The 14120-nt window shown below is 65.7% G+C and carries 12 protein-coding genes and 1 tRNA gene; 8 read left to right on the top strand and 5 right to left on the bottom strand.

Features of this window, described 5'->3' with window-relative positions; translation table 11 throughout:
• The first annotated feature begins 3 nt into the window (after positions 1 to 3).
• The 8 genes from AC1RVW_RS23360 to AC1RVW_RS23325 all read left to right on the top strand — a co-directional run bounded on the left by AC1RVW_RS23360 (position 4) and on the right by AC1RVW_RS23325 (position 8338).
• Complete coding sequence (locus AC1RVW_RS23360; RefSeq protein ID WP_106937212.1) at positions 4 to 447, top strand: hypothetical protein; 444 nt, start codon at positions 4 to 6, stop codon at positions 445 to 447.
• Between the two features lie 23 nt (positions 448 to 470).
• Positions 471 to 914 carry a DcrB-related protein gene (locus tag AC1RVW_RS23355; protein ID WP_106937213.1) on the top strand — a complete coding sequence of 148 codons (444 nt, stop codon included), beginning with the start codon at positions 471 to 473 and terminating at the stop codon, positions 912 to 914.
• Positions 915 to 940: 26 nt separating this feature from the next.
• A complete protein-coding gene (locus AC1RVW_RS23350; RefSeq protein WP_106937214.1) occupies positions 941 to 5380 on the top strand; it encodes an RHS repeat-associated core domain-containing protein in 4440 nt (1479 codons plus the stop codon).
• Positions 5381 to 5382: 2 nt separating this feature from the next.
• Positions 5383 to 5709 (top strand): hypothetical protein, encoded by a 327-nt coding sequence (locus tag AC1RVW_RS23345; RefSeq protein WP_106937215.1) that lies wholly within the window; start codon positions 5383 to 5385, stop codon positions 5707 to 5709.
• A 36-nt stretch (positions 5710 to 5745) separates the two neighbouring features.
• Complete coding sequence (locus AC1RVW_RS23340) at positions 5746 to 5880, top strand: hypothetical protein (protein ID WP_267898700.1); 135 nt, start codon at positions 5746 to 5748, stop codon at positions 5878 to 5880.
• An 89-nt stretch (positions 5881 to 5969) separates the two neighbouring features.
• Positions 5970 to 6308, top strand: a complete 339-nt coding sequence (locus AC1RVW_RS23335; RefSeq protein WP_159053725.1) for a hypothetical protein — start codon at positions 5970 to 5972, stop codon at positions 6306 to 6308.
• A 232-nt stretch (positions 6309 to 6540) separates the two neighbouring features.
• On the top strand, positions 6541 to 6813 hold the full coding sequence (locus AC1RVW_RS23330) for a hypothetical protein (RefSeq protein ID WP_199851897.1): 273 nt from the start codon (positions 6541 to 6543) through the stop codon (positions 6811 to 6813).
• A 325-nt stretch (positions 6814 to 7138) separates the two neighbouring features.
• Entirely contained in the window at positions 7139 to 8338 is a 1200-nt protein-coding gene (locus AC1RVW_RS23325; protein WP_106937217.1) for a restriction endonuclease, read from the top strand.
• Between the two features lie 53 nt (positions 8339 to 8391).
• On the opposite strand, the gene AC1RVW_RS23320 is transcribed toward AC1RVW_RS23325, so the two are convergent.
• The 5 genes from AC1RVW_RS23320 to prfB all read right to left on the bottom strand — a co-directional run bounded on the left by AC1RVW_RS23320 (position 8392) and on the right by prfB (position 14006).
• Positions 8392 to 8467 (bottom strand) — tRNA-Thr (locus AC1RVW_RS23320).
• Positions 8468 to 8492: 25 nt separating this feature from the next.
• Positions 8493 to 9506 carry a class 1 fructose-bisphosphatase gene (locus tag AC1RVW_RS23315; protein ID WP_106937218.1) on the bottom strand — a complete coding sequence of 338 codons (1014 nt, stop codon included), beginning with the start codon at positions 9504 to 9506 and terminating at the stop codon, positions 8493 to 8495.
• Positions 9507 to 9529: 23 nt separating this feature from the next.
• Complete coding sequence (gene pepN, locus AC1RVW_RS23310; RefSeq protein WP_106937219.1) at positions 9530 to 12223, bottom strand: aminopeptidase N; 2694 nt, start codon at positions 12221 to 12223, stop codon at positions 9530 to 9532.
• Entirely contained in the window at positions 12210 to 12896 is a 687-nt protein-coding gene (locus AC1RVW_RS23305; RefSeq protein ID WP_493202794.1) for an HAD family hydrolase, read from the bottom strand. Before AC1RVW_RS23305 ends, pepN begins: the two co-directional genes overlap by 14 nt.
• 5 nt (positions 12897 to 12901) lie before the next feature.
• Positions 12902 to 14006 (bottom strand): peptide chain release factor 2 gene (gene prfB, locus AC1RVW_RS23300; protein WP_106937221.1). Its coding sequence is split into 2 segments (ribosomal slippage): positions 12902 to 13924 and positions 13926 to 14006, totalling 1104 coding nucleotides; the frame shifts between segments, so codons are not numbered across the junction.
• Positions 14007 to 14120 lie beyond the last annotated feature (114 nt).

The following is a 14120-nucleotide window of genomic DNA, read 5'->3' as shown; positions in this document are numbered from 1 at the left end:
ACCATGAACCCGCAAGCCACGGCCATGACGCTCTGGCAGGCCATCGATGCGCTGGCGGCGCAGCTGCCGTTCTCCATGCAGAAGGTGGGCCGCACGCTGTCGACCACCCTGAGCGACACGCATGCCGAAGGCGGCACCGTGTTCCAGTTCTTCGAAGGCACGCCGGTGCGCCTTGTGGATGGCGCCGAGCTTGCGCGCATCGACCTGCGCATCAAGCGCGAAGGCGCGCATCCCGGCTTCCTGGTGCTGGAGCTCAAAGGCCGCTGCGTGCCCTTGGCCGAAGTGCGCCAGCACTACCCCGCGCTGGAGATCACCGGCGTGCCGCGCGGCCGTTCGCTCGATGAATCGACCAGCCACACGGCCACGCGCGGCTGGGGCCGGTTGTCGTTCGGCTTCACCGAGCGCAACCCCGATTGCCTGGCCTTCGTGGCCTTCGACCCCACGTAGAACACCCGCAAGAAAGCAGCCTGATGAAGTACCACATCCAGGAAGGCCGGTTCGACGTGCCCGACGACGGGCGCATCGACCGCACGATGAACGTACTGGCCATGCCCGACGGCTCGGGCACCACGCTCATCGTGAGCCGCGACGCGCTGCGCGAGCAGGAGAGCCTGGCGCAGTTCGTGACGCGGCAGATGAACGACCTGACGCGCCAGGTGAGCCAGCTGAAGGAGGTGTCGCGCACCGACATTTCCGTGGGCCCGGCCATCGCGAGCCTGCGGGCCATCGAGCTCGCCACGCAGTTCAGGCAGAACGGGCAGGCGCTGCACCAGCGCCAGGCCGTGTTCGTGCTGCCGCAGGACCCGGCGGGCAAGGCCGTGCTCATTCTCACGGCCAGCAGCCCCGTGCCCTTCGATGCCGATGCGCTCGCGCTGTGGCGGCGCACGCTCGAGAGTTTTCAGCCCAGGGCCTGACATCTCCATGAAGGCCACGAAGACCCATGGCCGGTAAACCCGCCGCCCGGCTGCACGACCCCATTGCTCACACCAATGCGCACGCGCGCTTCTGGGCCAAGTTCGCGGGCGGGCTGATCGGCGGCATTGCGGTGGGCTTTGCCGCGGGCCTGGCGGCGGCCGCCGTGGTCGGCACCGGGGGGCTTGCGGGGCCGCTGGTGGCGGGCGCCGTGGTGGTGGGCGCGCGCATGGCCGGCGGCTATCTCGGCGCGAGCCTGGGCGAGTCGATCGCCGATGCGCTGGTGCCCGAGACCCTCACCGTGACCGGCATGATCACCAGCGGATCGTCTGACGTGTTCATCGACAGCAAGGCCATGGGCGCCGCGCGCGCCTCGCCAGAGATGCCGATGGACACCGTGAGCTGCAAGAACGACTCGCCGCAGATCCTTCTTGCCGAGGGCGCGGAGACCGTGTTCGTCAACATGGGCGTCGCTTCTCGCAAGGACGACCACACCGAATGCGGCGCCAAGGTGAGCGAAGGCTCGCCCACCGTCTTCATCGGCGGGCCGACCGCGCGCGTGCGCGAGGTGGCCGATGAGGTGCCGCTCATCTCGAAGGTGCTGGTGACCGTGTTCAACCTGGTCATGATCTACCGCGGCCTGCGCTGCCTGCCCAAGCTCGCGCGCCAGGGCAAGAACGCGCTGCCTTGCCTGATCGAAGGCGCGGTGGGGCTGGGCATGGGCATCCACGGCATGGTCAGCTCCTTTGGCAACCCGGTGCATGCGGCGACGGGCGGCAAGTTCCTGGGTGGGGAGAGCGAGCTCGACTTCACGCTGCCCGGGCCGCTGCCCATTGCCTGGCAGCGCTTCTACGGCAGCCACGACCTTCGCCGCGACGGCGCGCTGGGGCAGGGTTGGAGCCTGCCCTATGCAATGGAGCTGCGCCTGGGCAGCGATGACCAAGGCCAGCCCATCGTCACGCTCATCGACGAGCAGGGCCGCCCGATGGTGCTGCCCGACATCGAGCCCGGCACCCGCCAGTACAGCCTGCGCGACGGCCTGGACCTGTGCCGCACCGAAGGCGGCCACTACTTCATTCACGTGCCGGGCGGCCTGTTCTTCATGTTCGAGCCGCCGGCCGAAGGCGGGCCGCACGCGCAGACGCTGAAGCTCGCGCGACTCGAAGACCGCAACGGCAACTTCATCGACCTGCGCCACGACGCGCTGGGCCGGCTCGCGGCGCTGACCGACAGCACCGGGCGCCTGCTGGCGCTCGACTACCCGGGCGAGAGCCGCCGGCTGGCCGCGGTGCGCCTGGCCGCCGGCGCACCCGGCGAACTGCCGGGCGTGCTGGTCGCCTACCGCCACGATGCCGAAGGCCGCCTGCTCGACGTGACCGATCGCAACGGCGCGGTGGTACGCCGCTTCGGCTACGACGCCCAGGGCCTCATGAGCTTCCACGCCGACGCTGCGGGGCTGGAGTGCCACTACGAGTGGCGCGGCTCGGCCGGCGACGCACACGTGGCCCGCCACTGGACCAACGACGGCGAGAGCTACACCGTGCGCCGCATGCCCCCCGCCGCCGACGACGCACTGGCGCTGGGCGAGACACTGGTCGTCGACCAGCTCGGCCGCGAGTTCGCCTGGCACTGGAACGCCGACCATCAGGTCACCGACTACACCGACGCGGCCGGCCGCCAGTGGCATGCGGAGTACAACGACCTGCGCCAGCTCGTCGCCATCACCGAGCCCGGCGGTGCCACCACGCGCTGCACCTACGACCCCATGGGCTTCATGAGCAGCCGCACCGATGCGCTGGGCCGCACCCGGAGCACCGGCTGGACCGAGTTCGGCGAGCCATGGCGCGAGACCCTGCCGGACGGCAGCACATGGACCTACGCCTACAGCGACCAGGGCAACCTGGTGCGCGAGACCGACCCGCTGGGCCGCACCACCGAGTACGCCTACGACAGGCGGGGCCTGCCCATCGTCGTGACCGACGCCAAGGGCGGCACCAACCGCATGGCCTGGAACGAGTGCGCGCAGTTGCTCTCCCTGACCGACTGCTCCGGCAAGACCACGCGCTACGCCTACGACGGCTGGGGCCACCTGCAGAGCGTGACCGATGCCGCGGGCCAACGCACCCGGTTGACACACGACGCCATGGGGCGTCTGCTGTCGGTGTCGCTGCCCGACCAGAGCCACCAGTCGTTCCGCCGCGACGCAGCCGGCCGCATCGTGGCTGCCACCGATGCGCTGAGCCGCAGCACGCAGTTCGCATTCGGCCTGCGCGGCCAGCCGCTGGCGCGGCAGGACGCAGAGGGGCGCCGCATCGCGTGGCACTACGACAGCGCCCAGCGCCTGCAGTCACTCGTCAACGAGAACGGCCTGCACTTCGAGTTCGTGCGCGACGCCGCCAACCGCGTGGTGGAAGAGCGCCGCGTGGGCGGCACGCGCGTGCAGGTCGAATACGACGCCAACGGCTGGCCGGTGTGCATCACCCATGTGCCGGGCATCGGCGACGAAGACCTCGCGCTCCACGACGGCACCGCGCCACGGCCCGCCGCGAGCCGGCCCTTGCGCACCGAACTGCTGCGCGACGCCGTGGGCCGCCTCGTCGCAAAGCGCACCGGGAGCCACCACTACCGCTACAGCTACGACCAGCTCGACCGGCTGACCGAGGCGGTCAAGCTGGAGGCGCTGCAACCCGGCACCGGCGGCGAAGTGCGCGCGCTGCACCGCACCGTGTTCGCCTACGACAAGCTCGGCCGCCTCATCGAAGAGACCGCCATCGACGAGCTCACCGGCGAGACGCACACCCTGCGCCACGCGCACGACGAACTCGGCAACCGCACGCAGACCGTGCTGCCCGCCGTCGCGTCGCAGCCGGGCGTGCAGCGCGCGCTGAACTACCTGTACTACGGCTCGGGCCACCTGCACCAGGTCAACCTGTCGCAGCGGCACGGCGACGCACCCGAGGTGCACCAGCTCATCAGCGACATCGAGCGCGACGACCTGCACCGCGAAGTGGCGCGCAGCCAGGGCGCGCTGCACACCCGCTTCGCGCTCGACCCGCTGGGCCGGCGCGCCGCGTCGTGGTGCCGGGCCGGCGGGCTGGACGCGGCCTTCACCACCCAGGACCCGGGCTGGCGCCAGGCCATCGACAGCGCCGGCACCCCCGGCGCCCGCGTGCTCGACGGGCTGATGAAGGAATACAGCTACGACCCCGTGGGCGAACTGCGGCAGAGCCGGCATTCGCTGCAGGGCACCACAGCGCACAGATACGACGCCACCGGACGCATCGAGCAGACCGTGCACAGCGCGGCTGCCGCCAACAGCGAACGCTTCGCCTACGACCCCGCGGGCAACCTGCTCGACCCATCGTCTGGCGCGCCCGGCTACGTGCGCGACAACCTCGTGCGCGTGTTCGAGGACAAGCGCTACAGCTACGACGGCCATGGCCGGCTGGTGCGCAAGAAGGCGGGCAGGCACACAGAGCAGCGCTTCGAGTGGGACGAGGAAAGCCGCCTTGTGGCCGTGCACACCACCCGGCGCCCGGGCACGCCCGAAGCCACCACGCAGCTCACGCGCTTCGACTACGACGCGATGGGGCGTCGCGTGGCCAAGCACGACGCATTCGGCAGCACGCGGTTCATCTGGGAGGGGATGCGGCTGATAGAGGAGCGCAGGGGCTCGCAGGTGGTGAGCTACGTGTACGAGGCGGGCAGCCACGTGCCGGTGGCGCGGCTCGATGCGAAGGCCGAGCCCGCCTCGGCATCGACCACGGCGCAGGTCTTTCACTTTCACAACGACACCGCCGGCCTGCCGGAAGAACTGAGCAACAACGAAGGCCAGCTGTGCTGGCGCGCGAACTACAGGACATGGGGCGCGACCGTTACCGAGCAGTGGGAGGTTACGGCCCTGAATGGCCGCGCCGTTGCATCGACCGGCACGGTGCCCCAGGCCATCGAGCAGAACCTGCGCTTCCAGGGCCAGTACCTGGACCGGGACACGGGGCTGCACTACAACACCTTCCGGTTTTATGACCCGGACATTGGGCGGTTCATCAGCCCTGACCCGATCGGGCTTGCGGGCGGCGACAACCTGCATAGCTACTCGCCCAACCCCATCCGATGGATCGACCCGCTGGGTTGGATCTGCGGCGAGACGCTCGCACGGCCGGTCGGCTTCAACAGGGGCAGCCGCAACTTCACGCTGGAGCAGGGCAACGCCACCTCGGGCTGGAAGCACATCTACGACCGACACGTCGACCCGGCGCGGTTCCCCAACAAGTCAAAGTTCAACTCCAGCATGAGCCAGGGAGAGATTTCCTCGCTGCTGGGCAAGACGCTCAAGCACGGCAAGGAGTCGAGCTACGAGGGGAAGGCCGTGTTCGAGTCCCGGCTGAAGTACGACGGACAATACAAACGCTATCGCGCCACCGTCAACGAAGACGGAACCGTTCGAACCTTCCACCCGCTGGACTGACTATGCTGGACATCTACTACACAGACCCCTCCACAACGGACATGCCCGAAGACCCGGGCAGCCTGGAACTGGCGGGTTCCATCGAACTCGATGCGCACCGTTCGCTGGCCGTCTTGTTCGACAAGGGCAGCAAGGCCGGTGCAAGTTTCAAGTATTTCGAAGATTCCCTGTTGACGCCTGCACAGGTTGCAACGCTGCTGAAAATCTTCACTTCGAATGTGGGAGAACTCGGCGGCAACCGCCAGGCGCTTGCGGCGTTCGACGCGATGCGCGGCATCTTTGAAGGAGCGGTGAGCAAGGGCGCAGGGCTTGTGGCGTTCGGCGACTGAGCCTGTGGTCAGACCGAATGTTCCTTTGACCAAGTGGTGCTGCTTCCATCCAGCGTCACGGTTCATTTCCGCAAGGAGGAGGGCGACGTGCAGGTACTGACGAAGATCGCCGGTGCTCTGCTTTCTTCCGGCGCACTCGCGGACCACTACCGCTCGATGCTGCGGCGCTGAGCGATGGCCCCGGCTGTACGTACTCATGCTCGACAAGGGACTAGTAGATGGCACAGTGCCAGCCTGCTTCTTCGAGAGCCTGTAAGCCCATGACCGCAATTGCTCCCGGCAAACTATTGGCATATTGGGCAGCGCGGCCGACCGTGATGCCGATGCAGGAAGAACTGAGCCTGATCCGCGATATACGCGCACTGGACACTGCCGACATCGCGGAGGATCTTGCGTCGTTCGTCTCGCTCATCGAACTCGTCCAGCGATCGCATGCGAGCAACGGAATTTTCGAGATGACCGAGGCCGACGAAGTGCACACCGCCGGCTTCTTCCAGTGGCTCAAGAGCCTGGAAAGGACGCTTTGCGTGCCGTTGGCAATGCACGCTGATGGCCTTCAGCTAACCTGCGCGGAACTGCAGAAGCGGATGCCTCGATAGCAGCGAGTTCCGGGTGCGGGCAAATTGCGCGGATACGCATTGTTCGTGTGCCACGGTGTGCCCAATGCGGCACTTCCCTTCGTACATTTGTTGGTCGCCGCGCCTCACGGCGAGACATCGATGCACACCGCGCGATGTCGATGTGAGGCACAAAAGGCGACGGCCAAGGTGCGCTAACACCATGGCCGTCTGACCACCTGACGTGCACATCTTTGGAAAGGCAGCACACCAAATGGCTGATCAAATTATCGCCGGGCAAAACGCGCCCACCTTCCACAGCGCAAACGCCTCATCCGACGCGGCTGATCTTCTTGAGAAAAAGTTGTCCCAACTGCAATCCTTGCTGAAGTGTTGCTACGGGGACGGATGTGATTGGTTCGACGCGATCGGGGCAATGCATCGAGACCGCGTCATGTGGATCGCGGCAGACCTTGCCGACGATGCGGCGCAACTCTCTCAGGAACTGCTGAAGCAGATCAATGCGACGGACCTGCCGAGGGCTTGACTAGCAATCGGCCGCTAGGCGGAGGCACCCAGCAAATTAGGGGGGTGCCGCCTCTTCATCAGCGCTGTCGCCAGCGTCCCCTCCCTAGTTCGTGCGCCGAAGGAGAGCAGTCCTAGAACCTGGGTCGAGGTCGGCGCGAAGCCGCCGGCAAATTTCAGGCGAGGCTCTATGAAACCAATGTAGCCAGGATGGGGTGGCAGCGCCCTATTTCATCGGGGATCGACCCTATGAGTTGGGTTGAGTTGTTTAAAGATTGTTAAATTTATGCACTGGCGCCTATCGCCTGCACATTTTTGACCAATCTGCCTCGACCCTCTGCTGCGACATGACCCGCATATTCAGCTTCGACGACTTGCCGACGGCCGACCTTGTCGTGGATGCGATTTATGAAGGGGGGAGCGCCAGCAACACGGGCAGTGACCCGATCGCCAAACTGCTTCCCGGGGCGGGCAACCAGGGTGGATTCAGAGCGTCGGGCCCAGGCTTGAAGAAGAGGTTTGTCGTTCTGTATTCCAGCGGAGAAGAAGGTGACTGGCCCGATCGCTTGGACTTGAACACCGGGCAGTTCATCTACTACGGCGACAACCGTACGCCGGGCCACGATCTTCATGACACCACGCGACGCGGCAATCTTCTTTTGAAGGCGGCCTTTGAGAGCGCTCATGGAGATGCGGCGAAGAGGGCGGAGGTGCCGCCGTTCTTTGTCTTCACCAAATGCCCTACTGCAAAGAGCAATCGGTCTGTCCAGTTCAAGGGGCTCGCGGTGCCGGGCTTTCCAGGTCTTCCCATGGCAGAAGACTTGGTGGCCGTTTGGAAGACGACTGCGGGGGAGCGATTCCAGAACTACCGCTCGGTTTTCACGGTTCTCAACGCGGCGACGGTCTCGCGCGCGTGGATCAATAGTCTCTCGGCTTCGGCGGTTGCGCCAGCAGTTGCGCCTAGCGCATGGCGTTCATGGATAGAGACTGGGGTCTACATGCCGCTGACCTCCGAACCAACGAAAGTGATCCGAAGCGAAAGCGAGCAGCGTCCGGATACGGCCCTCAAAGCGGCAATCCTGGAGCGGGTTTGGACCCATTTCAAAGACTCGCCACATGCGTTCGAGTCTTTTGCTGCCCGGATCTATCAGCTCTCAGATCGGCGCGTGATCATTGATGAGATCACTAGGGGCAGTGTGGATGGAGGACGGGACGCAATCGGCAGGTACTTGCTCGGACTGAGTGGTGACCCGGTCTACGCGGAGTTTGCCTTGGAGGCGAAGTGCTATCGGCCCGCGTCCGAAGGCGTGACGGCGAACACGGTTGGCGTGCGTGAGGTCGCTCGTTTGATCTCTAGGATCAGGCACCGGCAGTTCGGCATCTTGGTAACCACGTCATTGATTGCAAGACAAGCCTACGAGGAGGTGCGTGATGACCGTCATCCGATCGTGTTCATCTGCGGCAGAGATATTGCCGAGATACTGATTCAAGCCGGTTACAACTCGCCGGAGCGCGTTGGCGAGCTGCTCGCCGAATGGCCGGCATGAATCCCGCATAACGGAAAAAGCCCGCTACCTTGTGGATAGCGGGCTTTTAGTTTTGGTGCCGGAGAGATGAATCGAACACCCGACCTTCTCATTACGAATGAGCTGCTCTACCGACTGAGCTACACCGGCGAAGCCTCAGATTATAGACAAAAAATCAGGCTTTCTCTGCGTGGTACTTCGTCAGGCGCTCAACTTCGTTTCTAGAACCCAACATCACGCTCACGCGCTCGTGCAGTTTGGAGGGTTGCAGCTCCAGGATGCGCTGCTTGCCGTTGGTGGCGGCGCCGCCTGCCTGCTCGACCAGCCAGCTCATGGGGTTGGCCTCGTACATCAGGCGCAGCTTGCCGGCCTTTTCGGGCTCGCGCTTGTCCCACGGATACATGAAGACGCCGCCGCGCATCAGGATGCGGTGCACGTCGGCCACCATGCTGGCAATCCAGCGCATGTTGAAGTCCTTGCCGCGCGGGCCTTCCTTGCCGGCCAGGCATTCGTCGATGTAGCGCTTCACGGGCTCGTCCCAGTGGCGCATGTTGCTCATGTTGATGGCAAATTCCTTGGTGTCAGCCGGAATCTGGATGTCTTCCTGCGTCAGCACGAAGCTGCCTTGCTCGCGGTCCAGCGTGAACATGGCCACGCCGTTGCCCACGGTCAGCACCAGGGTGGTTTGCGGGCCGTAGATGCAGTAGCCGGCGGCCACCTGCTGGGTGCCGGGCTGCAGGAAGTCGCTTTCCTGCACGCCGGGGTGGTCGTCGGGCTTCTTCAGCACGCTGAAGATGGTGCCGATGCTCACGTTCACGTCGATGTTGCTGCTGCCGTCCAGCGGGTCGAACATGAGCAGGTATTCGCCCTGCGGGTAGCGGTTGGGCACCACGTGGATGGATTCCATTTCCTCGCTGGCCATGGCCGCGAGGTGGCCGCCCCATTCGTTGGCTTCGATCAGCACTTCGTTGGCGATGATGTCCAGCTTCTTCTGGATCTCGCCCTGCACGTTCTCGCTCTCGGCCGTGCCGAGCACGCCGCCCAGCGCGCCCTTGTTGACGGCCTGGCTGATGCTCTTGCAGGCACGGGCGACCACTTCGAGCAGCAGGCGCAGCTGGCCGGGAATGAGGCCGTCGGCGCGCTGTTGTTCGACGAGGTAGCGGGTGAGGGAAATCTTTTGTTGAGCCATGTGTCTTGTGGGGTTCGGTTGCTTCAGTTTCCGGCGAGAGCGCGCGTCACCACTTCATGGGTGTCCTTGCTCAGGTCGGGCTTTGCGGCCACGCGGGCAATGGCTTCGCGCGCGGCGCTGCGGTATGGCTCGGCCAGCTTGCTCCAGCGGTCGAGCGAGCGCGCCAGGCGCGCGGCCACCTGCGGGTTGATGGCGTCCAGTTCGATGACGCGTTCGCTCCAGAACACGTAGCCGGCCGCGTCGGGGCGGTGGAAGGCGCCGGGGTTGGCGCTGCAGTAGCTGAAGATCACGCTGCGCGCGCGGTTGGGGTTCTTCAGCGAGAAGTCGGGGTGCTTCATCAGCTGCTTGACCAGCGGCAGGATGTCGCCGCCGCGGTCGCTGGCGCCGGCCTGCAGGGAGAACCACTTGTCGATGACCAGCGCCTCGTCCTTGAAGATGGCGTGGAAGCGCGCCAGCGCCTGCGCCGCCAGGGTGTGGCCCGACGACACCAGCGCGTTGAGCGCGTTGAAGCGGTCGGTCATGTTGCCCGCGTCCTTGAAGCGCTGCAGCGTCTTGCCCGGCCACACCACGTCGCCGGAGGCGCGTGCCGCCAGGCACAGGAAGTTGAGCGCCATGCCGGCCAGCGCGCGGCGGCCCGACGAGGTCGGGTCGGGGCTGTAGGCGCCGGTGTCGTGGTTTTCTTCGTAGGCCTGTTGCCAGTCGGCGAAGAGGGCGGTGGCCAGCTGGGCGCGCATGGCTTCGCGCACCAGGTGCACGCGCTGCGGGTCGACCACTTCGAGCTGCTCGGCAATGTAGGTTTCCGACGGCAGCGTGAGCACCAGTTCCTTGAAGGCGGCGTCGAGCTGCGGGTTGCGCAGCACGCTGCGCATGGCGTCGATGTAGGCGTCGTTCAGCACCGGCGTGGTGTCGGTGGCCAGGGCGGCAATGCCCTGCAGCGCGGCGCGCAGGCCCAGGCGCTGGCCGGCTTCCCAGCGGTTGAACGGGTCGGGGTCGTTGGCCAGCAGGGTCAGCAGCTGGGCGTCGGTGTACTCGAAGTCGAGGATCACCGGCGCGCTGAAGCCGCGCAATATGGAAGGCACGGGCTCGGCGTCCAGCCCTACGAAAGTGATCTGCTCGCCGGCGCGCGACAGCACCAGGGTGCGCGTGCCGCGCGTCACTTCGCTTTCGCCTTCGAGCTGCAGCGGCAGTTCGCGGCCGTTGGCGTCGAGCAGGCCCACGTTCAGCGGAATGACGAAGGGTTCCTTGACCGGCTGGCCCGGTGTGGGCGGGCAGCTCTGCACCACGCTCAGGGTGTAGCTGCGGTTCGCGGGGTCGTACACGCCGTGGGCCGCAAGGCGCGGCGTGCCGGCCTGGCTGTACCAGCGCTTGAACTGCGGCAGCAGGCGGGCCAGTTCGGAGTCGGGGTTGGCGTCGGCAATGGCCTGCGCGAAGTCGTCGCAGGTCACGGCCTGGCCGTCATGGCGCTCGAAGTAGAGCGTGATGCCCTTCTCGAACCCTTTGCGGCCGACCAGCGTCTGCATCATGCGCACTACCTCGGCACCCTTTTCGTAGATGGTGACGGTGTAGAAGTTGCTGATCTCGATGTAGCTGTCGGGCCGCACCGGGTGGGCCATGGGGCCCGCGTCTTCTGGGAACTGGGCGGTGCGCAGCACGCGGACGTCTTCGATGCGCTTCACGGCGCGGGCCGAGGCGTCGGCGCACAGGTCCTGGCTGAATTCCTGGTCGCGGAAGACGGTGAGGCCTTCCTTCAGCGAGAGCTGGAACCAGTCGCGGCAGGTCACGCGGTCGCCGCTCCAGTTGTGGAAGTACTCGTGGCCGACCACGCTTTCGATGTTGCTGTAGTCGGCGTCGGTGGCGGTGGCCTGGTTGGCCAGAACGTACTTCGTGTTGAAGATGTTCAGGCCCTTGTTTTCCATGGCGCCCATGTTGAAGTCGCTGGTGGCGACGATCATGAAGCGGTCCAGGTCCAGCGGCAGGCCGAAGCGGGCCTCGTCCCACAGCACCGAGTTGATGAGCGAGTTCATCGCGTGCTCGGTCTTGTCGAGGTCGCCGGCGCGCACGTACACCTGCAGCAGGTGGTCCTTGCCGCTGCGCGCCTTGATGCGCTGCTCGCGCGCTACCAGCTTGCCCGCCACCAGGGCGAACAGGTAGCTGGGTTTCTTGAACGGGTCGACCCACTTGGCAAAGTGGCGGCCTTCGGGCAGTTCGCCCTGTTCGACCAGGTTGCCGTTCGACAGCAGCACCGGGTAGGCGGCCTTGGCGGCGCGCAGCGTGACGGTGTAGCTCGCCATCACGTCCGGACGGTCGAGGAAATAGGTGATGCGGCGGAAGCCCTCGGCCTCGCACTGCGTGAAGAAGGTGTCTTCGCTCACGAACAGGCCCATCAGCTTGGTGTTCTTGATGGGGCAGCAGGTGGTGAAGATCTCGAGCTCGAAGGCATCGGGCAGGCCGTCGATGACGAGCTGGTCGCCTTCCATGCGGAACGACGCGCCCTGGCCGTTGACCAGCACGCGCGCCAGATTCAGTTCGTCGCCGTCCAGGCGCAGCGGCTGCACCGGCACATCGGGGTTGCGGCGCATCTGCATGCGGTTGAGCACGCGGGTCTTGGCGGGGTCGAGGTCGAAGGTCAGGTCGACGGTGTCGATCCAGTAGGCCGGAGCGGCATAGTCTTCGCGGCGAATGGCAATGGGTTGCCCTTGGGCGTCACGCTGCAGCATCGAGGGTCTCCAGAAAATTTGAATGGGCGAGTTCGTTGTAGTCGCGAACGGCGGCGATCACGTGGGGGCCTGCCAGCTCGGCGGCGGTATGGGTGCTGCAAACGGCCACGGCACGCATGCCGCCGCGGCGCGCGGCCTCGATGCCGAAGGGCGCGTCTTCGAACACGATGCAGCGCTCGGGCGCCACGCCGATGCGGCGCGCGGCTTCGAGAAAGATGGCGGGCGTGGGCTTGCCGGTGAAGCCTTCGTCGCCGCCCACGATGGCCAGCGGCAGCGGGTCCATCTTCAGCCGGGACATGGCGAACTCGATGTTGTGCTTGTCGCCCGCCGTGCCCACCGCCACCTTGAGCCCGCGCGCCTCTGCCGCCTTGGCGAAGGCGGTGAAGCCGGCCACTTCGGTGAAGTTGTCGTGGAACATGGCGCGGTAGATCTCTTCCTTCTCGTGCACCATGGCCAGGCACTCGGCATCGGACAGCTCGCGCTCGAACAGCTCGCGCATGCACTCGGTGCCGGTGCGGCCGGTGGTGCGCGCGAGGATGTCGCTCACGTCGAGCTTCAGGCCGTGGCGCGCCACGAATTCGATCCACGACCGCGCATGCCAGGGCATGGAGTCGATCATGGTGCCGTCCATGTCGAAGATGAAGGCTTCGACCTTGCCGTGCATCGGGCTCATTGGGGTTACACGCCTTGCTTGAGAGAGGCTTCGATGAACACGTCGAGGTCGCCGTCCAGCACCTTCTGGGTGGCCGAGACTTCGACGTTGGTGCGCAGGTCCTTGATGCGGCTGTTGTCCAGCACGTAGCTGCGGATCTGGTGGCCCCAGCCCACGTCGGTCTTGCTGTCTTCGAGCTTCTGCTGTTCTTCCTGGCGCTTGCGCATCTCGTGGTCGTACAGGCGCGAGCGCAGGCGCTTCCACGCCACGTCGCGGTTGCTGTGCTGGCTGCGGCCGTCCTGGCACTGCACCACGATGCCGGTCGGAATGTGCGTCAGGCGCACGGCCGAGTCGGTCTTGTTGATGTGCTGGCCGCCGGCGCCGCTGGCGCGGAAGGTGTCGGTGCGCACGTCGGCCGGGTTGATCTCGATCTCGATGGAGTCGTCGATTTCCGGGTACACGAAGATGCTGGCAAAGCTGGTGTGGCGCCCGCCCGACGAGTCGAACGGCGACTTGCGCACCAGGCGGTGCACGCCCGTTTCGGTGCGCAGCAGGCCGAAGGCGTAGTCGCCTTCTACCTTGATGGTCGCGCCCTTGATGCCGGCGGTGTCGCCCGGCGTTTCGTCTTCGATCTGCGTCTTGAAGCCCTTGCGCTCTGCGTACTTCAGGTACTGGCGCAGCAGCATGCTGGCCCAGTCGCAGGCCTCGGTGCCGCCGGCGCCGGCCTGGATGTCGATGAAGGCGTTGAGCGGGTCGGCCGGGTTGTTGAACATCCGGCGGAATTCGAGCTGCTTGATGTCGGCTTCGAGCGCGGCGGCGTCATCGGCGATGGACTGCAGGCCGTCCATGTCGCCTTCTTCCTTCGACATCTCGAAGAGTTCGGTGTTGTCCGACAGCCCGTTGGTGAGACGGTCGAGCGTGACGACCACGTCGTCGAGCGACTTCTTCTCCTTGCCCAGCTCCTGGGCCTTCTTCGGGTCGTTCCAGACGTTCGGGTCTTCGAGCGATGCGTTGACTGTCCTCAGTCGTTCAGCTTTGGCATCGTAGTCAAAGATACCTCCGTAAATCGACCGTGCGGGCGCTCAGGTCCGCGAGCATTGCGCCGATTTGGTTGATCTGTTCTGCGTCCATGGGGTGTCCTGACTGTGTTCGGGGGAAACCGGACATTTTCTCATGCTCCGGTGAACCGCCCGGCAGTGGCCCCGTATTGCTCCTTCCCCCGCTGGGGGAAGGCCGGGATGGGGG

This window comes from Variovorax sp. MPBD4-3, from assembly GCF_058809745.1.
Note: the sequence above shows the minus strand (reverse complement) of the source record. Positions and strands in the feature narration are given on the sequence as shown.

Bases quoted from the DNA above. Each gene is read 5' to 3' on its own strand.
- AC1RVW_RS23360 (WP_106937212.1), top strand. From the start codon at position 4: ATGAACCCGCAAGCCACGGCCATGACGCTCTGGCAGGCCATCGATGCG.
- pepN (WP_106937219.1), bottom strand. From the start codon at position 12,223: ATGCTGCAGCGTGACGCCCAAGGGCAACCCATTGCCATTCGCCGCGAA.
- AC1RVW_RS23355 (WP_106937213.1), top strand. From the start codon at position 471: ATGAAGTACCACATCCAGGAAGGCCGGTTCGACGTGCCCGACGACGGG.
- AC1RVW_RS23325 (WP_106937217.1), top strand. From the start codon at position 7,139: ATGACCCGCATATTCAGCTTCGACGACTTGCCGACGGCCGACCTTGTC.
- AC1RVW_RS23350 (WP_106937214.1), top strand. From the start codon at position 941: ATGGCCGGTAAACCCGCCGCCCGGCTGCACGACCCCATTGCTCACACC.
- AC1RVW_RS23330 (WP_199851897.1), top strand. From the start codon at position 6,541: ATGGCTGATCAAATTATCGCCGGGCAAAACGCGCCCACCTTCCACAGC.
- AC1RVW_RS23335 (WP_159053725.1), top strand. From the start codon at position 5,970: ATGACCGCAATTGCTCCCGGCAAACTATTGGCATATTGGGCAGCGCGG.
- AC1RVW_RS23345 (WP_106937215.1), top strand. From the start codon at position 5,383: ATGCTGGACATCTACTACACAGACCCCTCCACAACGGACATGCCCGAA.
- AC1RVW_RS23305 (WP_493202794.1), bottom strand. From the start codon at position 12,896: ATGAGCCCGATGCACGGCAAGGTCGAAGCCTTCATCTTCGACATGGAC.
- AC1RVW_RS23315 (WP_106937218.1), bottom strand. From the start codon at position 9,506: ATGGCTCAACAAAAGATTTCCCTCACCCGCTACCTCGTCGAACAACAG.